The following is a 19,718-nucleotide window of genomic DNA, read 5'->3' on the forward strand; positions in this document are numbered from 1 at the left end:
TGGAATGTGATATAATACTAGTATCTAGTTTAGAATATAAGAAAGAAAATTTCATGAAAAATATAAAAGTTAATGCTTTGGCTAGCTTACTGGTCAATATTTTAAATATCGTTTTTCCATTGATTACTAATCCCTATCTAACACGGATTCTTAGTAAATCAAATTACGGTTACTTTAACACTGCTAACACCTGGGCAAGCTTTGTCATTCCACTAGCTGCCTTTGGGATTTACAATTATGGGATTCGAGCTATCAGTAAGGTTAAGGATGATAATAAAAAGATCAATTATGTCTTCTCTAAGTTATTCTATATTTCCCTGATTACTTCAATTCTGACAACAGCTATCTATTTCCTCTTTATTCACTTTGATACCAGTATTATCAATCTAAAAATCCTTTACTATATCCTTGGAGTCCAAGCCCTCTTTCAATTCCTAAATATCGAGTGGATGAATGAAGCCTACGAGAACTATTCTTTTATTCTTTATAAAACACTGGTTATCCGGATTGGAATGTTGGTTTCTATCTTTACCTTCGTCAAGACACCTGATGACATCGTCCCTTATGCTACAATCATGAGTGTGACAACTATCATCAACTATCTACTCAGCTTCCTCTGGATTAAACGAGAGGTATCCTTTGTTAAGATTGAGTTCATCGAACTTCTCAAATCATCTAAACCACTCTTAACCATGCTCCTTCTAGCAAATGCCAATATGCTCTATACCTTGCTGGATCGTATGTTCATTACTAAAGGACCTGATGAGAATTTCATCTCCTATTACACCATCGCTTCCAGCATCGTTATGCTGATTGCTAGTGTTCTTAGTGGAGCTATCAACGTCAGTATACCACGACTTGGTTATTATCTAGGAAAAAAAGATTTTATTTCTTATAAAAATTTGGTCAATCAGGGCGCGTCACTCTTTTACTTCCTCATGGTCCCTACCAGTATTGGTATTATGGTTTTAGGAACCTATGCTACAGTTATCTACTCTTCTGAGAAATATCTAGAAGCAGGAATCGTAACGAGTGTCTTTGCCTTTCGTACCATTATCTGGGCCATCGAATTAATCCTTGGAAAACAGATTATCTTTATTAATGACCATGAAAATCGTTTGACTGCCTTTTACTTTATCGGAGGTGGCGCCAATGTGATTCTCAACTCACTACTCCTTTTCAATAATATCTTTACTCCTGAATACTACATCGGAACAACCATTATAGCTGAATCAATCGTAGTTCTGCTAGAAATTCGCTTTATTCAAAAGCACAAACTATTGGATTTGAGAGAGATTTTTACAACCTTGGCTCGCTACACAATCGTGTCACTTGGTTTCATCCCAATTTATTATGTTTTTAAAACCCTCTTCCAAGTTCATAGTTATGAAGTTACGATGAAGATGATTAGCATGGTTCTTTCTACAATCGTAGCTTGTGGTATCTATTACGCTATCACACTCTTTATTATCAAAGATAAAACACTTCATTATGCGCTTGATCTAGTTCGTGCTAAAATTAAACGAAGTTAACAAAACACCTATAAAGCTTAATAAGCTTTATAGGTGTTTTGTTTATAGGAAAATTTTGTTCATAATGATTAGAAATCTAATTTTTTTCTTCACTAGTTTGTGTTTTAGGTTCAGTAGACTGATTGTTTCCCTCAAGCTTTGAAGATATCTTTTCAGACTTAGACTGTTCTGTCACAACTTCAGTTGTTTCGAAAGTGAGACCTTGTCTACTTTCAACTGTTCGTTCCTGAGTAGTTTCTTCTTCAATAGTAGTTGACCAAACTCCATCCCGATTAACCTTATAGCCATCAGGTGTTGTGCCATTTCTTAAAAGTGAACCATCTGTTTGGAAGTAATACCATTTACCATCAAGTTGTTTCCATCCAGTCTGCATGGCTCCATTAGCATCAAAATAGTAAGTTTCATCATTTACTTTATGGATTCCTGTAGCCATTTGACCAGTTTCAGTATCAAGGTAGTACCAAAGACCATTTTCTTTGAGCCAACCTGTCTTCATTGCTCCACTTTCTGTAAAGTAGTAATACTGGTTATCTAGCAATTTCCATCCTGTCTCCATAGCTCCACTTGCATTGAGATAATAACGAGTACCATCAACATCTAGAAGACCTGTTGCCATGACACCGTCCTCAGGTTTGAGATAGTACCAAAGCCCTTTATCTTTGAACCAACCTGTCTTCATTGCTCCGCTGGTTGCGAAGTAGTAATAATGATTGTCTAACCATTTCCAACCAATTTGCATTGCTCCACTTGTATTAAGGTAATATCGGGTTCCATAAATCTCTTGAAGACCTGTTAACATGATGCCGTCTTTATCTAGATAGTACCATAGTTCTTTATCTTTAAGCCAACCTGTCTTCATAGCGCCACTACTTGCAAAGTAGTAATAATGGTTATCGAGCCATTTCCAACCAGTCTGCATTGCTCCACTTGCATTGAGGTAATAACGAGTGCCATCAATCTCTTGAAGACCCGTTAGCATGATACCGTCTTTATCTAGATAATACCAAGTATCTTTATCCTTGATCCAGCCTGTTTTCATTGCTCCGGAACTTGCAAAATAGCTCCAATGCCCTTCAATCAAGGCCCAACTTGTTTGCATAACTCCCTTATTATCAAAGTAGTAGTGTACTCCATTGATTTCCTTTTTACCAACTATGTGTTTTCCATCTTCATCAAAGTAGTACCAGTTTCCATCTATTTTTTGCCAACTAGATGCTGTTGCTTCTGTTTGAAGAGCACCACTACTTGCAAAGAGCATCTTCTTGCCATTAAAGACTTGTAAGCCAGTCAGCATTTTACCATCCTTATCAAAGAGGTATTTTTGACCACCAATTTCAGCTAGTTCATTGTAACGTCTTGCACCGTTTGACTGGATATAGTACCAAGTATTATCATGATAGAACCAACCACCCGTCTGCATTTTACCATCATTGTTTAGATAGTAGTCATTAAATTTTGGTTCTCCGTTCCATTCGTCAGTGATACGGAGCCAACGACCACTCTGCATTTGACCTTTTCCGTTAAAGAAATATGTAGCACCAGCAATATCTTGCCAACCGATAGCCATCTGACCATCTTTTAAACGATACTTCCAATGACCATCTTCTTGATACCATTTTTCTTCAACAGTAGGAATATTCGGAAAATCTCCTGAAACATTTGTAAAGCCTTTATCACTAATATCAAATACAGTTGCATCCTGAGTTTTACTTGATGCATGAATCACTTGAATATTTTTCTTTTGGAGATAATCTCTCGTTGAAGCAACGTTAATATCACCTCCAGTCGTTTGAATGACCATACTAGGAGAAAGGTGATCTATGAAACCAATTGTATTAGAAACCTTGGCATCGTAGTGGTGATTCCATTTCATCATATCTACTTTTCCAATAACAGGCCCTAATTTATCTTCAGCTCCCTCGGCATTATCCAAATCGCCACCAAGATAAATTCTTTTTCCTGCTACAGTCACTACTGCAACAATTGAATTGGAATTATCATCAAGAACCCTTTTTAAATTTCCATCAGCATCATATTCATTTTTATAATTATAAAGCTGAATGTCCATGTCACCAAATTTAAAATGGCTATCTTCATCTTTTATGTCTTGAATAAGTGTAACTCCCTTATTCTGTGCAGCACGAAGAGCATTATCATAATTGAAAAGGTTATCCCACAATCCCCAAGTGCTTGTAATTCGTTGATCTGAATATTTTTTCAAATAGAATTTATTGACTTGATAGCGATTAAGAATTTCATCTGCTCCACCTATATGGTCGCTATGAACATGAGTTCCTAATATAAAATCTAATTTCTTGACACCTAATTGATCAAGATGTCGAATCAACCGATCTTCCAAAACTTGATAATTGTTAATAGAAATTCCCCATCGATTTGGATAACGTGTATCCGTTCCATCCGGAAAGTCATAATCCTCTCCCATATCAATCAAAGCATAGTGACCATTACTTTCTAGTAAAATAGCATCACTTCCAGAGTTAGCTTTTGTATTGATAAAGTGGATACGATTCCCTGAACCTGTTGAAATAGTATCTGCATTCACTGTCTGTGCTTGAATTATTGATGCCGATAAGATCAAGGCACTAAGTAATATTGATTTTTTAATAGTTTTCATATGGTATTCAACTTTCTCTTTTTTATATACTCTTTCATTAATCAATCCAATAATTCTTCTCATTTCCTGGTATCTGTTTGTCAGCAGGAGGTGGAGTCATATAATCTTTCCCAAATTCATAGACAAGAATCTCATGATATCTTCTTGGTACTTTTAGGATTAGATTTTCATATGGCATATCAATTGTATCATACAGCCATTCTGCTTTAATGCCAGCTGGATAGTATGAATCATAAGTTGAACAAACCAAGTCTGTAGAATTTTCAACACTGTATTTTAAGGCAAGTTGTTCTAGCTTTTGATTCCAGAATTGAGGAGATGTAAATCTGAATATTGCTGACGCGATATAACGAGGAAGATTTTTAATCCCTCCGTTTTCGTATTTAATTCCTTTAAAGTTCAAAGACGATAGACGAATTAGTTGTTTATAGAGTTTCATTTTCTTACGATCTTGTTCGTCTGTAACAAGACCATCGTACGGGAAGACATCTACGCAAGTTCCAAGCACAACACTTGGATCTAAAAGATTCGAATCTCTCCGTGTTCGAATATCGTAAACACGCATATAACTATATGGATAACCCTTCGTTTCTCTAAAAGAAATCAGCTTATAGTATGGGTGGTTATCGTTTTTTAGAACTTCGTATAACTTTTCAAATTCATCTCTAGCTAAGGAAATATCTGTATCATCATCCCAAGGAATAAAGCCTTTGTGACGTACAGCCCCAAGCAAGGTTCCAAAATCGATAAAATATTTAATATCATGTTTTTCACAGATTTTATGTAAATACTCTAGAATATCAAGTTCTACTTGCTTAATCTCTTCTAGACTTAAAATTCTCTCAGACATCTTTGTCACTCCTATTTTTTACTCTTTCCTAAGATGAAAAAATATTATCCATTCTCTACAATTTTCCATAGTTTGAAGTCATGATGGGAAACTTGTTGCTCCACTGGTGGCAACTGCATATAGTTTCCATAATCTGAAGTAAGAATTTCATGGTAGTGTTTTGGTATCATGAATTCCTTACCTTCAAAATTACCAATTTCAACATTTTCTAACCATTCTCGTTTCCAAACAGGTTTATTCATATCTTTATAGATAAGGTAGTCTACTTGTTCATAATCTTCTACTTTTCTAGATTTTGCCAATTCATCGATTTGAGAAACGTACTTATTTGTGTTTGTGAAATAAAAGATAATAACAGAAATATAGCGGATCATTGAATTTACTACACTTTTAGTATTCGTAATTCCCTTGAAAGTATAACAACTTAATTGGCGTTTTTTTATAATTTTAGTCATTTTATCCTTAAACGCCCGATCATCTTCATAACCATCTACAGGGAAAATATCTACATAGATTCCCATATTCGAATCAATTCGCACATCTTCCTCAAGTAGGTAGGTACGATTATCTTGAACCTTCATGAAAGGATAAACATAATTGATATTATTTTTATAAGACATGACTTCGTATCGTTCATCTGGATGGGCAATCAAATAATCTTGTAACTTTTCATAATCATCTCGAAGCATACAAATATCCATATCATCATCCCATGGAATAAAACCTTGATGACGAACTGCGCCAATTAAGCTACCATAAGCTAAGAAATACTTAACACCAATTTTCTGACAAACTTCATGAATATACTCCATGATTCCTAATTCCATCTGTTGGATTTCAGAAATATCTGTCACTTCCTCATAACGGATATTTTTTTCTTTCGAACAGACCGTTAAACCATAGCCAATCACTAACCAGAAAATAATATTGATAAAGTTTGTAGAATACATAATCTGACTTTCAAACAATTGTCCAAATAAAATACCAAAAAATAGAATCATAATAAATTTTTCGCTATTCTTCTTAGACACAATTAAATAAGTAACAAATCTTCCAGCGATATAAATTATTAAAATGATGAAAGAAAGTAAACCTAATAATCCTGAACTTACAAAAATTGTTACAAATATATTGTGGAAGTTCCCACCAATCAGCGAATTCTGAATTTCAAATTTACTAAAGTACTCTGTATAGTAATCGGTAACATTTCGAACACCATAGCCAAATAACGGTTTTGCACTTCCCATTTTAATAGCATTTTTCCAAATATAAGTACGTCCACTTGGTGTCGTCTCGATTAGGTGAAGTTCCCCGTTTTTCTTGGCTATGTCCGAATCTGTCTCTGAATATGATTTGCCTTTATTCAAGTCAATTACAGTTGCCTTGGCTGCTGAAATATATATAGAAGTTACATAACTAATACCAATATTACTACCTGTGAGTAAGATACTAGCTACTAGAAAAGTAAGCCATTTTTTGAGTAATTTTCCTCTAGAAATAAAAAGACAATAAATTCCAAGCATCAAAATGACTGATAAAAGTGCTCCTCTACTCTGCATAGTCGCAAAATAGATTAACTGAATCAGATTGTTTATCTTTAAATAAACTGAGTATTTACTTCCTTTATGAATAAGATACAAAGCAAAAACAATGCTGATGTAAGAAAAAATAGCACTTGCATTTGGATTAACAATTCCCCATAGGCGTCCATTCATAACACCATAATAATAGGATTGTTCTCCAATTTTAAATAATATTAAAACTCTAAATATTAAAAGAACAAAAGCAAATATGGCTGAGAAAAAAGAAACAATTTGAACCGTTCCTGCAATCAAGCGAATTAACTTCTTAAGATACTCTAAATTCACCATGGTAAATAGTAAAATGTAGGTAATCATAAAGAAGATTTCAACCATATTTCCCATCAAGTGGCCCGAGCGATTAACCAATGTTGCTACTAGATGGCTCCCCGCTAAAAGCCCAAATAAACCTAGGAACTTTTTATCGATTTCTATTCGTTTCCAATTTAATAATAAGGTTAAACAAATACAAAGAACAACAACTGCTGATAAGCCCTTATAAACAGGATTTGTTACTTTATAAACTAAGGAACTCATGCTTAAAATCGATATAAAAACAAACAGATATGAAATCCAAAATTTTGATTTTTCAAAGCATTCATTCGTTTTTGAAAAATTCATCTTCAACTCCTTTAAATGACATTATTGATTCAAGCCGACAATTTGTCTATAAATCCATGGAGAAACAAGGAGGGACAAAACGGCTATTTTTCGAAAATTAGTAAAATAAGGATCTTTTAATATCTCAGATAAATGATTAATAATCCACTTTCTCAACGTATTTTTCTCTGTTTGATATTGATTAGAATCCGTAAAGATTATTTTATCGTATACAGTAATATATGACCAACATTCTCTGTTTACTAATTCAGTTTTTAGTTGTGGGAATATTTGAAAAACTTCCGAAACAATAATCTTATAGACCTCTATGGTATCAAATACATGTGTATTGACAGAAGTTGTCGCACTTCCCTGACGATGATCATAATAGTAGATTAGTTTATCAATAAATACGCTTGTACATTTGGTTTTTAGTAAGACTTCTGTTAAAAACAAAGCATCCTCAGCCAAATGATAGTCTGTATTAAATGTAAAATCTGAAATAATCTCTCTTCTAAATAATTTTGCAACAGGGAAAAAAGAAGTTTTACTTGTCGTCAATAATTCTCTCATTGTCTGCTCTGTCGACCACTTTTCTTCTTTTCCTGAAAAAACTGGTAGTTCTGTAATTTGACCATTTTTTATATGATGGAGACGTGCTACACTAAATCCAATTGAATCATCACCATCAACTGCGCTTAGTAAAGTTTCCAAGTAATCTGGTGTAATAAAATCATCACTATCAATAAAAGTAATCCATTCTCCTGTTGAGTTTTGAATGCCTACATTTCTAGCATTAGAGACTCCAGCGTTCTCAAGATGAAAAATCTTGATATTTCCATTTTTAGAAACTAGTTGATCACATAGTTCACCACTCTGGTCTGTCGAACCATCATTAATAAGAAGCAATTCAAAATTGGTATAAGTCTGCTTTAAAATCGACTCAACACATCGTTCAAGATACTTTTCTACATTGTATACTGGAACAATAATACTAATTTTTTCTTGCATTATATTCTCCCTTATATTCTGTGTAGCTCTTATCCATATCAGCGATTACAGCATCGTGGTGAGGTACTTGCTTGTCTGCCGGCGGTGGTGTCATATAATCACCAAAAGCCGTACTGAGATAGGCATCATAACCAACTGGAATAGGCATCTCTGTTCCTTCAAAAGGTAAGAAAATATTATCTTCAAAGGCCTGAATTGGATATTTTTTCTTCATGTAGCCTGGACCTGAGCATAATTCTGTAATGCCATCACTTTCAGCTGGTCCATACTTGGTCATTTCTTTTTCAGCCTTTTTCCAGATACGATAGCGAAGCGATTTAGGAGTCAACCCTAGTAAAATGGTACTACCCCACTTCATGAGAGCTCCATGTTTTTCTGGAATGGTTTGTGCACAAAAGAGAGAATAAATCAGGGCCCAACGTACTTGTTTCTTACGTTCAGCTGGATTTTTAGGGTAGTAATCCAAGGGAAGAACATCCAGAGCCAAGCCATGTGGGAGATCTAAATCTTGTTGGTAAGGCTTGATGCAAGTTGTTTCCTTGTCTCGAATAGTGATAAAGAGGTTGCGGTCGATAAAGTCTTTATCACTTTTTGATAGGAAGTAACGCTCGTCCGCATAACGAGGCCATAGCTCTGCTAATTTTTCATAATCCTTGCGGGGCATAAAGAAGTCTAAATCATCATCCCAAGGAATAAAACCTTTATTTCGGAGAGCTCCAATAGCTCCTCCACCACACAAATAACAGAGCAATCCGTGTTCTTTACAAAAGGCGACAAAATATTCAGCCATCTCTAGGCTACGAGCTTGAATTGCCTTTAAATCACTCATCTCATTCTCTTCCTCTTCTATAGAATACATCATTCTATTATACCATAAAAATAGTTTATAAATCCATCTGACCATGTGAAAAATCAAAGCTTGAGATACCTATTTTTATAGGTGCCTCAAGCTCTGATTCATTTTATATTTTATCTAAATCCCATCTGGGCCAGTTTATTTTGGTAAGCTTTTTGGTCCACTCGAAGGGATTGACCACCGTATACGTCAAAGTCGTCTACCCAGTCTCCAAGTTCTGGAACTGTCAATCTTTCAATACCATTCTGCGCACCTTCAAGGACTGATAAACCATTGGTCAATAAGAAAGTATATGGAAGGTTTGTAGAGGTCATGGCGAATACTTTACCAAGAGCTTCCGAACCAGTGAAAAGTTTTGTCGGATCTTTAATTTGTTGTAAAACAGCAGTCATGACTTGTTGCTGTCTACGAGTACGCCCATAGTCCCCTTCATCATCATCACGGAAACGTGCATAGTTGAGAAGAGTCGAACCATTCATCTGTTGTTTCCCAGCTCGAATGGTTTGAGTCGGTGACTCAGTTTCCGTCGCGTGCAAGTCATCTCCTACAGTCGCTTCTGTAACTGGGACCCCATTTAGAGTTGAAAACTGAGCATCAATGGTCACACCATCAGGGAAAAGCGTATCAATGGCTGTTGCAAAGGCTTGGAAATCGACAAGGGCATAATATTTGATGTCTAGATCAAAATTATCCTTGAGCACCTTACGAACCCTTTCGGCTCCTTGTTTACCTTCTTGTTCCCCTAATTCGTAGGCTAAGTTTAATTTATGGTCGGTCTGTTTTTGACCATTGATGACTTGACTATACCCATCAATATAGACCAAGTTATCACGCATAAAGCTAACAAGCTTCAATTTTTTATCTTTACCACTTACATTTAAAACCATGACAGAGTCCGTCCGAGTTTCCGAACTATCTTGTCCGATACGTCCATCCGTACCCAAAATAAGAATATTAACTCCATCACGAGTATCCTGTCCATTGAAGACTTCAACCTGAGCAGCTTTGGCATCTTTGGGACCACTTGAACTATTAGGACTCGCTGATTGAAATCCCTTTAAGAACATGACGATCATTCCTACTGCTACACAAAGCAATAACATCCCTAACCAAGCAAATAAGCGTTTAAAACGAAAACCTCTTTTTTTCTTTTGTTTCTTTTGCTTTGGAAGTTTAGCTTTTGGTTGAGATTGACTAGTACGTCGGCTTGCACGAGTACGATTTGTATAACTTGGTAGACCGGTGTTAGATTCAGAAAAGCCTTGATATTCTGATTCATCTGTCTCTTCCTTTTCAACCGGACGGACGTCTTGTTGACCATCTAACTTTGCTTGCAAAAAAGCAAACTCTCTTCTTTCCCTTTCATTTAGATAATGAATATTTTTCAAGAGATAGTCATAACGTAATTTTTCATGGTGTGTTAGAGGATTCTCTCTAGTCATTCCTTCTCCTTCCCTTTATCCTGTATGGTATAGATAGGGTAAGATCCTAGTATTTTATACTGGATTCCAATCGTTTCTAATTCTTTTTGAGCAAAATAGACCAATTCTTTATCAGCATAGTCTACATCAATGATAAAAAAGTATTCACCCAAGGCTGTTTTAAGGGGACGGCTCTCAATTTTAGTCAAGTCAATTCCACGCCATGCAAAGGTAGAAAGTGCTTTGTATAATGCACCTGGAAGATTATCTGGCAAGGTTAAAGCTAGACTCATCTTTTCAGAACCTGGACTCAAGGGGATTTGTGGTAAGTTAGGCCCCAAAACCCAAAAACGAGTAAAATTGGCTTCCATTTCTTGAATATCTTGAGCGATCAGCTTTAAACCATATTCCTCTGCAGAACTTCTTGGGGCAATCGCCGCAAATGGTTGATCAGGATGCTCAGAAACATAGCGCGCAGCGTAGGCTGTACTGGCAGTGACTTCTAGTTGCGCATCTGGATAATACTCGTCAATAAATTTCTTCCCTTGTGCCAAGGCCTGTGGGTGAGAAAAGATTTTCTCAATTTTAGATTGCCCTGGCACTGCCATCAATTGTTGGTGAATTGGCTGAACAATCTCTGCCACAGCTTGAATGCGAGCTTGATGGAAAAGATAGTCCAGTGTCTCATGAACACTGCCTTCAATGGAATTTTCAACTGGCACTACTGAATAGTCTACCAATCCCTGTTCATAGGCCTTGATAACGTCTGTAATATTTGAAAATGGCTCCAGTTCCTCATGAGGAAAAGCCGTCTGCACAACATGGTGCGAAAAAGATCCTTTGGGACCTAGATAGGCAATTTTCATTTCAGTTCCTCTATAATTTCTTCTGGGCTTAAGCTTGACACGTCTACAATCTGGCTAGCTACTTCTTCATACCAAGCCTGTCTTTCATCAAAAATCGCAGCTAAATCTTCCTTGCTATTGTTTAGAAATAGCGGGCGTTGATTGTCTTTATCAGCTGAAATTCGCTGGTAAAGGGTCTCAAAATCTGCTTTTAGGTAAATGTTATCTGGATTTTGCTTGAGTAAGGCACGATTTCGAGGAGAAATAACGATTCCTCCTCCTGTGGAGATAACTTGATCTGTCTTTAGCAGATCAGCCAAAACTTCTTCTTCTATCTGACGGAAGGCTGCTTCTCCTTTTTCTTCAAAGAAACGAGCAATTGGCATCCCCAGTCGGTCTTCAAGCAAGGCATCCATGTCTACAAAGTCAGGATCTAATCCTCTAGCAATAGTAGATTTTCCTGCACCCATAAAACCTAGTAAAACCTTAGCCATGAATCAAAGTCTCCAAATCATCAAAGAAGCTTGGGTAGCTAGTATTAATAGCTTCTGCACGATCCAATTCAACTTCTCCATCTGCCACTAAAAGCGCTGCAATGGCTGTCATCATGCCGATACGGTGGTCACCAAAGGTATTGACTCTGGCTCCATGGAGAGCAGATTTCCCTTTGATAATCATGCCGTCTGCTGTAGGAGTAATAGCTGCTCCCATGCTATTTAAAGCGTCTGCGACAACTTGAATACGGTCAGTTTCTTTAACCTTGAGTTCTTCTGCATCTTTGATGACCGTTTGCCCTTGAGCTTGGGTAGCTAGGAGAGCAATAATTGGTAATTCATCAATTAAGCGTGGAATCAAGGCTCCACCAATCTCTGTTCCCTTCAAATCTGAAGTTTCAACAGTCAAGGTTGCAGACTTAGCAATTGGATTAATATCAGTAATCTCTAATTTGCCACCCATAGCACGGATTACATCAATAATCCCTGTACGAGTTTCATTAATACCTACATTCTTAAGTACCACACGAGAATTAGGAACAATCAAACCTGCGACCAACCAAAAGGCTGCACTCGAAATATCTCCCGGCACAACAACCTTTTGTCCACTAAGTTTCTGTGGCCCTTGGACAGTGATTTTCTTACCATCGACACTTAACTCCCCACCAAATTGACGCAACATATCTTCTGTGTGGTTACGAGTGCACTCCTTCTCGATAATGACTGACTGTCCTTGAGCCTGCAAGGCTGCAAAAATCAAGGCAGACTTGACTTGAGCAGAGGCGATTGGCAATTCATAATGAATAGGTGTTAAGTTTCTTGTTCCTTTTAAGTGCAAAGGTGGCAAGTCTCGCTCTGTTTGACCAGAAATGCTAACTCCCATTTTTTTCAAAGGAAGGGTCACACGGTCCATAGGACGTTTGGAAAGACTATCATCTCCAAACATCTCTACTGCAAAGTCTGCGCCAGCAAGTACGCCTGAAATTAAACGAATAGAGGTCCCAGAATTCCCCATATCGAGAGCATTCTGAGGGGCTTTCAATCCATCCAACCCAACACCTTGAATGGTAACGACACCGTCCTTGTCCTCAATATCAACGCCGAGGTCACGAAAAACTTGCATAGTTGATAGGACATCTTCACCACGCAAGATATCATAAACCTTAGTCTCACCCTCAGCTAAGCTTCCAAAAATAATCGAGCGATGACTGATGGACTTATCTCCTGGTACCCGAATACTACCATTTAAGTGCTTAATGTTTGTTTTTAATTTCATAGTGGTCCTCATACTGACAATACTTTTTCTTATTTTATCATAAAAAGTCAGAAATTTCTTAAAAATTCCTGACTTTATGAGGTAAATTCTTATTTTAAAAGTTCTGAAATTGGTTCAAAAACAATTTTTTCAATATCAGATAGATAAATAGAAAGTTGTTGCTGTTTGGCAAAGAAAGCTGATAAAAGAGAGTTGCCTTGAATCTGCTTGCCAAAAGATTCCATTTTTTCTTGGAAAGAAGCGTCTGGCATTTGACCAGTTTGGGCCATCACTTGGATTTCATGCTGAAAAGCAATATAATCTGCAAATATTTTGCTAGCTTCTGCATCGGCTTGGATAGCATCTCTAGCTTCCTTAACCGCCTTGTATTCAGGCAATTCGCGTAGTCCGCGACTTAGTTCGTTTGCACTATCATAAATATTTGACATAATTGTCCTCCTTATTTAATAACGACTGTGTAATTTGTATTTTCTGTAATGACTTGCTCAGCACGTTTTAAATCCTGAGCATTCTTAAAGGAAATTTGCAGAATCCCGTGAATATCTTCACGGTTTTCCTCATTGATATGGATATTGACCAAGGAAGTTCCTCGTAGCAATTCCAAGATGCGCAAGATAACATCTTCCTCATCGGGAACATCGACATAGAGGTCAAATGAGCTATCTACTCCTCCTCGTTTATGGATTTCCATAGCTTGGCGTTGCTCACGCGCTTGATTGAAAAAGTTCCAGATTTGGTTTTCATCCCCCTTGCTGATTGCTTGCTCAATCTCGTCCAAACGACCCTTGAAATTCTCGATGCGTTCAATAATAGTCTCTCGATTAGATAAGAGGATAGAAGTCCACATGCCTGGCTCACTTTCGGCGATTCGAGTCATATCACGGAAACCACCTGCCGCAAAACATCGGGCCATCTCATGCTCTTCAGCATATTTGGCAGTTTGTTCCATCAATCCTGAGGCTAAGATATGCGGAAAATGACTGATCTGAGAAGTCACTCGGTCATGCTCTTCAGCATCGATTTCAATGAAACGAGCGTGCAGACCTGACAGCAAGTCCTTCATTTCTTCAAGCGTGTCTGGAGTCGTTAGGCTCGAAGGTGTGAAGATATAGTAGGCATTTTCAAAAAGATTAACATCGGCAGAAGCCGCTCCTGTCTTATGACTCCCTGCCATAGGATGAGCCCCTACAAAGCGAACAGGCTTATCTGCAAAACAGTTCTCAGCTGTAGCCACGATTGCTGACTTGGTCGATCCAGCATCAGAAATAATGACACCTTCTTTTAGTTCCAAAGTTGCCAATTCTTGTAAAAAAGCAATGGTTTGCTTGATTGGCAAGGTAAGAATGATGATATCTGCAAGTGGAGCAAAACTGGCAAAATCATCCGTCGCACGATCAATCATTCCTCGCTCCAAGGCAATATCTCTAGATGCCTGACTGCGATTATATCCTAAAATTTCATAATCAGGATGATCCCGCTTGATTCCAAGTGCCATGGAAGCACCAATCAAACCCAATCCTGCGATATAGATGGTTTTAGCCATAAGCACTCCTTAATAATTCTTTGTATACTCCCGATGTTTAGCAACAGCTTCTTTTAATTCCTCCAGATTATCAGAAGAGAATTTCTCTAGAATTTCCTGGGCCAAGACCGTTGCTACGACTGCTTCCATAACAACACCTGCTGCTGGAAGAGCGGTTGGATCACTTCTCTCCACCGTTGCCTTATAAGGCTCATGGGTTTCAATATCGACACTCATTAATGGCTTATAGAGAGTCGGAATTGGTTTCATGACCCCACGAACAATAATCGGTTGACCATTGGTCATGCCACCTTCGAAACCACCAAGATTATTAGTACGACGAGTATAGCCATCTTCTGGTGACCAGATGATTTCATCCATGACTTGGCTACCCTTAAGATAACCTGCTTTAAAACCAAGACCAAACTCCACTCCCTTAAAGGCATTGATGGAGACAACCGCTTGAGCTAGTCTTGCATCTAGTTTTCTATCCCATTGAACATAAGAACCCAGACCAACCGGAACACCACCGACAACCGTTTCAACAACACCGCCGATGGTATCTCCATCACGTTTAATCTGATCAATATAGTCCTTGATTTCCTGCTCACGTTCTTGGTTGACGATAGAAACTTCTGACTGGGCAGCTAGTTTCTTAATATCTGCGACTGTCAAGTTTTCTGGAACATCGATTTCCTTACCACCAAAGACAACAACATGGTTAGCAATTTCAATATCAAGCTCAGCCAATAGTTGTTTAGCCACAGCCCCAACTGCCACTCGCATAGTCGTTTCACGAGCAGATGAACGTTCCAAGGAATTTCTCAAATCATCAAAGCGGTATTTGATACCTCCTACCAAGTCAGCGTGACCAGGGCGAGGATGAGTGATTTTTCGTTTGCTTTTAAGCTTGTCTTCAATATCCTCTGCAGACATGATATCCAGCCACTTTTGATGGTCTTTGTTAATGACATCCATGGTAATGGGAGCTCCTGTCGTCTTTCCATGACGAACGCCAGAAGTAAAGACCACCTGATCGCTCTCAATCTTCATGCGACCACCACGACCGTAACCACCTTGGCGACGTTTGAGATCCTCATTGATATCCTCGGCAGTCAAAGGAAGACCTGCTGGAATTCCTTCAATAATTGCTGTCAGACGAGGACCGTGTGATTCTCCTGCTGTTAAATATCTCATACATTCTCCTTATTTTACCAAGTAATCTTTCATTTCTTCGAGTGAGACGGGGTGAATAGTGGCTGAACCAAGTTCTGGTACCAAGACTAATTTCATGGTGTTACCACGCGCTTTTTTATCATGAGTCAAGGCCTGATAAAGCTTATCAACATCCCAGTTTTCATAATCAACAGGAAGACCAAATTTCTGACACATTTCTCGGATTGACTGAGTGATTCCCACTGGCATGAGACCTTTTTGTTCGGCTACCTTAGAGACCTGAACCATTCCCATCGCTACTGCCTCACCATGCATGACACGTCCATAACCAGCAGTCGCTTCGATAGCATGACCAATTGTGTGACCAAAATTGAGATACAGACGAATACCATTGTCCAATTCATCCTCAACTACCATCTTGCGCTTGACCTGGCAAGAATGTTCAATCAAACTTTCTGAATTCTCCAAAATACTCTCTACAGAACCATCCATATCAGATAATAGGTCCCAGAGTTCTGGATCTTCAATTAAGCCATATTTAACGACTTCACCCATTCCTTCAATCAATTCTCTCTTCCCTAAGGTTTCAAGAACCGTTGGGTCGATCAAAACGCCATCTGGCTGGGCAAAAGTTCCTACCATATTCTTGGCAAAAGGAGTATTCACTCCTGTCTTACCACCGATTGAAGAGTCCACTTGAGCAGTCAAACTGGTCGGAATTTGAACAAAGTGAATACCTCGCATGTAAGTTGAGGCTACAAAGCCAGCCAAATCACCAACAACTCCACCACCTAGAGCTACGATACCATCGCTACGAGTCAAGTCTTGCTTAACTAGAAATTCATAAGCCTTTTGAACCGTTGTTAGATTTTTTCGCTCTTCACCCTCTAGAAAGTCAAAAACTGCCACTTGAAAACCCGCATCCTCTAGGCTCAATTTAACTTTTTCTGCATAGAGAGAAGCCACATGGTTATCGGTAATGATAACGACTTTTTGCGGTTGCCAAAGTTCCCGCAACCATTTTCCTGCTTGAGACAAGCATCCTTTTTCAATCTGAATATCATAGGGATGGTGGGGAAGGTCTATTTTGATTTTCATAGCAGTTCTCCTTTTTCTTTATTGATACTTTTGTTTTAATAATTCCCAGATTTGATCTGTTGGCATTTCCTTGCCGGTCCATAACTGAAAAGATTCAGCTGCTTGGTAGAGCAACATCCCTAGGCCATTAACAGCGTGATTTCCCTGGCTCCTTGCCCACTTTAGAAATGGTGTTTCAAAGGGTTGATAAATCACATCTGCTACCAAGAGCTTCTCTGGTAAAACGATGCTGGTCGGGATCGGCTGAGAGGATCCATCCATGCCCACACTAGTAGCATTAACCAAGAGGTCGGCTTTAGTGATGCTGTCTTGAAGTTCTTGAATATCCTCTAATGCAAATAAATCTACTCTAAATTCAGTCACATTCTGTATTTTTTCTAAATAAGGTCTTGTTTTTCCCATGGATGAAGAACGAACAAAGACAGAAATCTGACTTACTCCATCCAAGATTGCCTGTGCCAAAATTGCCTTGGCTGCACCGCCTGCTCCTAACAAAACCAGTTTTTTCCTTGATATTTTAAAAGAAGGCAAGCTCTTAAAGAATCCCTTGCCATCTGTATTATATCCAATTAATGTTCCTTCTCGATTCACAACTGTATTAACTGCACCAATTAAACAAGCCTCTTCGCTCAACTGGTCCAGATAAGGAATCACTTGTTCCTTGTAAGGCATGGAAAGATTGATTCCATACATCTGATAGCGACGAATATTGGCAACTGTTTCTGCCAAATCGGTTGCCCCTACTTCCCAAGCAAGATAAACTCCATTGGTATTGGTTGCCTCAAAAGCGCTATTGTGAATAAAGGGAGAAATGGAGTGTTTGATAGGATTTGCGACTACAGCTGCTAAACGTGTGTAGCCATCAATCTTCATTTAGAAGCTCCCTAATTTTTTTCATGCTAGATAGTGAAATTTGTCCTGGAGCACTAGCTTCATCTAGACTTGCAAAAGACCAACTAGAACCAGTCACATCTGAAGTAATACGAGAGACCTTGCCCACTTTTCCCATAGAAATCGTTACATATTCTTGTTCAGGATTCAGTGTTTTAAAGCCACGTGTAAAGTTCATCAGATCCAACACATCTTGTTCTGTATTAGCCATAACAGCTATTTTCACAACTTTAGGATTTAAACTTGTTAACTCAGACAATATTTCCATTAGATTTTCAGGTGTCTCTTGGAAGTTATGGTAGCTCAAGACAAGATTTGGAAAGTCCAACATCTGATCAAAAACATCCTTGTAGCTGAAATACTCAAAATCAATATAATCTGGTTGATAAAGCTGGGCCACTTCCTTGATAATTTGAACATACTCTTCTGAAGAGAGCTCAATTTGACCACCCTCAGAACGAGTACGTAAAGTAAAAACAAGCTCACGACCTGCAAATTTTTCAAAAATAGCTGGCGCTACCTGCAAGATAGCTTCCTTGGGTAAGAAGTCTGCTCTCCACTCAATGATATCTGCATCATGATACCGCATAACATCAATAGCCTGAGCCTCTTCTATACTTCTTGGCATGACAGAAACAATTAATTTCATTTACTAACCTTCATGGTAATCACTTTGAGGTAATTACTACTTTCATCTTTTTCATTGTAGACAAAGTCTGCTGGAAGTCCATATTTATGAAGGACCTGATACTTTCTACCTGCAAATCCTTTGTCGATTTGTTCTGTGAATTTTTGACGGGAAACATTAGCCGCATTGGTACTAGCAATAATGATTCCACCTGGGTTTAAAATCTCTAGGCTTTGGGAAATCAACTTATGATAATCCTTAGCTACAGAGAATGTTTGTTTTTTATTTCGGGCAAAACTAGGCGGATCCAGAACAATCACATCGTAGCTCAAACCCTTCCTCTTAGCATATTTAAAGTATTCAAAGACATCCATGACAAGTAATCGATGATTGTCTAGACTCAAACCATTAGCATGAAAATGAGCTTCTGATAGTTCTCTCGAACGCTTGGCTAGATCCACAGAGGTTGTTTCACTAGCTCCTCCCATAGCTGCAGCGACTGAGAAAGCTGCTGTATAGGAAAACATATTGAGCAAGGATTTCCCCATTGCTAAACCATCCACTAAGCTCCCACGAACTTCATGCTGATCCAAGAAGATCCCTGTCATTAGGCCGTCATTCATAAAGACTTGGTACAAGACTCCATTCTCAAGAACAGTGAAATATTCAGCTGTTTCTTGACCATAGATATGGGCAGACTCATAATCTAGACCTTTAAAGCGAATCTTTTCATAGGCACCCAAGACTTCTGGAAATACCTGAGCAAAGGCTGCCATAATCTCTTGGCGAAGACCATAGATATAGGAGTTATACCAAGAGAAAACAACATAATCTCCGTAGAGGTCCAGCGTCATTCCACCAAAACCATCGCCTTCTTGATTAAACAAACGAAAGGCAGTTGTCAACTCATCTTGATAGTAGGAAGAACGTTTTTGTTTGGCTTTTTCAAATAAGCTTTCAAAGAACTTTTGATTAAAAGAAACTTTCTGGTTGGTTACAAACCAACCAATCCCCTTGTTTTGACTGGATAAGTAAGCCTTTCCTAAAAATTCTTTGCTTTGGCTGAAAAGCTCAACTTCTTGATTAGTTTCAGATAAGTCTAGAAAATCAACTTCTTCCAAAAGAACCTGACCTTTATGGAGCTTTTTTTCGACACGCCGACTGACGAATACTTTATTCATAGATACAATTATATCAAATTTGTTGAAAATTCACAAAATAGAAAGTGATTTCTCCATTGATTCCATAGGGATTGAAGCTATTTATCACTCTTTTCCATCAGATAGCATCTTTTTTCTATAAA

General features: G+C 38.1%; 17 protein-coding genes. 1 reads left to right on the forward strand and 16 read right to left on the reverse strand.

The window, feature by feature from the left end:
• Window positions 1-53: 53 nt before the first annotated feature.
• Window positions 54-1,532, forward strand: a complete 1,479-nt coding sequence (locus tag TZ94_RS03460) for an oligosaccharide flippase family protein (RefSeq protein ID WP_045614137.1) — start codon at window positions 54-56, stop codon at window positions 1,530-1,532.
• A 76-nt stretch (window positions 1,533-1,608) separates the two neighbouring features.
• Here the strand turns inward: TZ94_RS03460 and TZ94_RS03465 are convergent, their stop codons facing one another.
• From TZ94_RS03465 to TZ94_RS03540, 16 genes are all read right to left on the reverse strand, one after another.
• The gene (locus TZ94_RS03465; RefSeq protein WP_045614793.1) at window positions 1,609-4,167 is read right to left on the reverse strand and encodes an MBL fold metallo-hydrolase; all 2,559 of its coding nucleotides are present in this window, start codon (window positions 4,165-4,167) and stop codon (window positions 1,609-1,611) included.
• 37 nt (window positions 4,168-4,204) lie between these two features.
• A complete protein-coding gene (locus tag TZ94_RS03470; RefSeq protein ID WP_045614139.1) occupies window positions 4,205-5,017 on the reverse strand; it encodes a LicD family protein in 813 nt (270 codons plus the stop codon).
• Between the two features lie 44 nt (window positions 5,018-5,061).
• The gene (locus TZ94_RS03475) at window positions 5,062-7,218 is read right to left on the reverse strand and encodes a LicD family protein (RefSeq protein ID WP_045614141.1); all 2,157 of its coding nucleotides are present in this window, start codon (window positions 7,216-7,218) and stop codon (window positions 5,062-5,064) included.
• 21 nt (window positions 7,219-7,239) lie between these two features.
• Window positions 7,240-8,211 carry a glycosyltransferase family 2 protein gene (locus TZ94_RS03480; protein WP_045614143.1) on the reverse strand — a complete coding sequence of 324 codons (972 nt, stop codon included), beginning with the start codon at window positions 8,209-8,211 and terminating at the stop codon, window positions 7,240-7,242.
• Window positions 8,192-9,037: a LicD family protein gene (locus TZ94_RS03485; protein WP_045614146.1), complete on the reverse strand. Its 846-nt coding sequence runs from the start codon at window positions 9,035-9,037 to the stop codon at window positions 8,192-8,194. The genes TZ94_RS03480 and TZ94_RS03485 overlap by 20 nt, the downstream gene beginning before the upstream one ends.
• Window positions 9,038-9,177: 140 nt before the next feature.
• Complete coding sequence (locus TZ94_RS03490; protein WP_045614149.1) at window positions 9,178-10,506, reverse strand: LCP family protein; 1,329 nt, start codon at window positions 10,504-10,506, stop codon at window positions 9,178-9,180.
• The gene (gene pheA / locus TZ94_RS03495) at window positions 10,503-11,351 is read right to left on the reverse strand and encodes a prephenate dehydratase (protein ID WP_045614151.1); all 849 of its coding nucleotides are present in this window, start codon (window positions 11,349-11,351) and stop codon (window positions 10,503-10,505) included. The genes TZ94_RS03490 and pheA overlap by 4 nt, the downstream gene beginning before the upstream one ends.
• Window positions 11,348-11,824: a shikimate kinase gene (locus TZ94_RS03500; RefSeq protein ID WP_045614153.1), complete on the reverse strand. Its 477-nt coding sequence runs from the start codon at window positions 11,822-11,824 to the stop codon at window positions 11,348-11,350. Before TZ94_RS03500 ends, pheA begins: the two co-directional genes overlap by 4 nt.
• Complete coding sequence (aroA, locus tag TZ94_RS03505) at window positions 11,817-13,100, reverse strand: 3-phosphoshikimate 1-carboxyvinyltransferase (protein ID WP_045614158.1); 1,284 nt, start codon at window positions 13,098-13,100, stop codon at window positions 11,817-11,819. Before aroA ends, TZ94_RS03500 begins: the two co-directional genes overlap by 8 nt.
• Before the next feature lie 89 nt (window positions 13,101-13,189).
• The gene (locus tag TZ94_RS03510) at window positions 13,190-13,528 is read right to left on the reverse strand and encodes a YlbF/YmcA family competence regulator (RefSeq protein WP_045614159.1); all 339 of its coding nucleotides are present in this window, start codon (window positions 13,526-13,528) and stop codon (window positions 13,190-13,192) included.
• An 11-nt stretch (window positions 13,529-13,539) separates the two neighbouring features.
• Window positions 13,540-14,643, reverse strand: a complete 1,104-nt coding sequence (locus TZ94_RS03515; protein WP_045614160.1) for a prephenate dehydrogenase — start codon at window positions 14,641-14,643, stop codon at window positions 13,540-13,542.
• Window positions 14,644-14,652: 9 nt separating this feature from the next.
• Window positions 14,653-15,819 carry a chorismate synthase gene (gene aroC, locus TZ94_RS03520; protein WP_045614162.1) on the reverse strand — a complete coding sequence of 389 codons (1,167 nt, stop codon included), beginning with the start codon at window positions 15,817-15,819 and terminating at the stop codon, window positions 14,653-14,655.
• Between the two features lie 9 nt (window positions 15,820-15,828).
• A complete protein-coding gene (gene aroB / locus TZ94_RS03525; protein WP_045614165.1) occupies window positions 15,829-16,896 on the reverse strand; it encodes a 3-dehydroquinate synthase in 1,068 nt (355 codons plus the stop codon).
• Window positions 16,897-16,914: 18 nt separating this feature from the next.
• Complete coding sequence (locus tag TZ94_RS03530) at window positions 16,915-17,769, reverse strand: shikimate dehydrogenase (RefSeq protein ID WP_045614169.1); 855 nt, start codon at window positions 17,767-17,769, stop codon at window positions 16,915-16,917.
• Window positions 17,759-18,436 (reverse strand): type I 3-dehydroquinate dehydratase, encoded by a 678-nt coding sequence (gene aroD / locus TZ94_RS03535; protein ID WP_045614175.1) that lies wholly within the window; start codon window positions 18,434-18,436, stop codon window positions 17,759-17,761. The genes TZ94_RS03530 and aroD overlap by 11 nt, the downstream gene beginning before the upstream one ends.
• Window positions 18,433-19,596: a class I SAM-dependent rRNA methyltransferase gene (locus TZ94_RS03540; RefSeq protein WP_045614177.1), complete on the reverse strand. Its 1,164-nt coding sequence runs from the start codon at window positions 19,594-19,596 to the stop codon at window positions 18,433-18,435. The genes aroD and TZ94_RS03540 overlap by 4 nt, the downstream gene beginning before the upstream one ends.
• Window positions 19,597-19,718 lie beyond the last annotated feature (122 nt).

It is taken from the genome of Streptococcus infantis (assembly GCF_000960085.1).
GTDB lineage: Bacteria > Bacillota > Bacilli > Lactobacillales > Streptococcaceae > Streptococcus > Streptococcus infantis_C.

Excerpts from the sequence above, each read along its gene's own strand:
- aroA (WP_045614158.1), bottom strand. The coding sequence starts at position 13,100 with ATGAAATTAAAAACAAACATTAAGCACTTAAATGGTAGTATTCGGGTA.
- TZ94_RS03490 (WP_045614149.1), bottom strand. The coding sequence starts at position 10,506 with ATGACTAGAGAGAATCCTCTAACACACCATGAAAAATTACGTTATGAC.
- TZ94_RS03530 (WP_045614169.1), bottom strand. The coding sequence starts at position 17,769 with ATGAAGATTGATGGCTACACACGTTTAGCAGCTGTAGTCGCAAATCCT.
- TZ94_RS03515 (WP_045614160.1), bottom strand. The coding sequence starts at position 14,643 with ATGGCTAAAACCATCTATATCGCAGGATTGGGTTTGATTGGTGCTTCC.
- TZ94_RS03510 (WP_045614159.1), bottom strand. The coding sequence starts at position 13,528 with ATGTCAAATATTTATGATAGTGCAAACGAACTAAGTCGCGGACTACGC.
- aroD (WP_045614175.1), bottom strand. The coding sequence starts at position 18,436 with ATGAAATTAATTGTTTCTGTCATGCCAAGAAGTATAGAAGAGGCTCAG.
- aroB (WP_045614165.1), bottom strand. The coding sequence starts at position 16,896 with ATGAAAATCAAAATAGACCTTCCCCACCATCCCTATGATATTCAGATT.
- aroC (WP_045614162.1), bottom strand. The coding sequence starts at position 15,819 with ATGAGATATTTAACAGCAGGAGAATCACACGGTCCTCGTCTGACAGCA.
- TZ94_RS03465 (WP_045614793.1), bottom strand. The coding sequence starts at position 4,167 with ATGAAAACTATTAAAAAATCAATATTACTTAGTGCCTTGATCTTATCG.
- TZ94_RS03470 (WP_045614139.1), bottom strand. The coding sequence starts at position 5,017 with ATGTCTGAGAGAATTTTAAGTCTAGAAGAGATTAAGCAAGTAGAACTT.
- TZ94_RS03540 (WP_045614177.1), bottom strand. The coding sequence starts at position 19,596 with ATGAATAAAGTATTCGTCAGTCGGCGTGTCGAAAAAAAGCTCCATAAA.
- TZ94_RS03475 (WP_045614141.1), bottom strand. The coding sequence starts at position 7,218 with ATGAATTTTTCAAAAACGAATGAATGCTTTGAAAAATCAAAATTTTGG.
- TZ94_RS03460 (WP_045614137.1), top strand. The coding sequence starts at position 54 with ATGAAAAATATAAAAGTTAATGCTTTGGCTAGCTTACTGGTCAATATT.
- TZ94_RS03500 (WP_045614153.1), bottom strand. The coding sequence starts at position 11,824 with ATGGCTAAGGTTTTACTAGGTTTTATGGGTGCAGGAAAATCTACTATT.
- TZ94_RS03485 (WP_045614146.1), bottom strand. The coding sequence starts at position 9,037 with ATGAGTGATTTAAAGGCAATTCAAGCTCGTAGCCTAGAGATGGCTGAA.
- pheA (WP_045614151.1), bottom strand. The coding sequence starts at position 11,351 with ATGAAAATTGCCTATCTAGGTCCCAAAGGATCTTTTTCGCACCATGTT.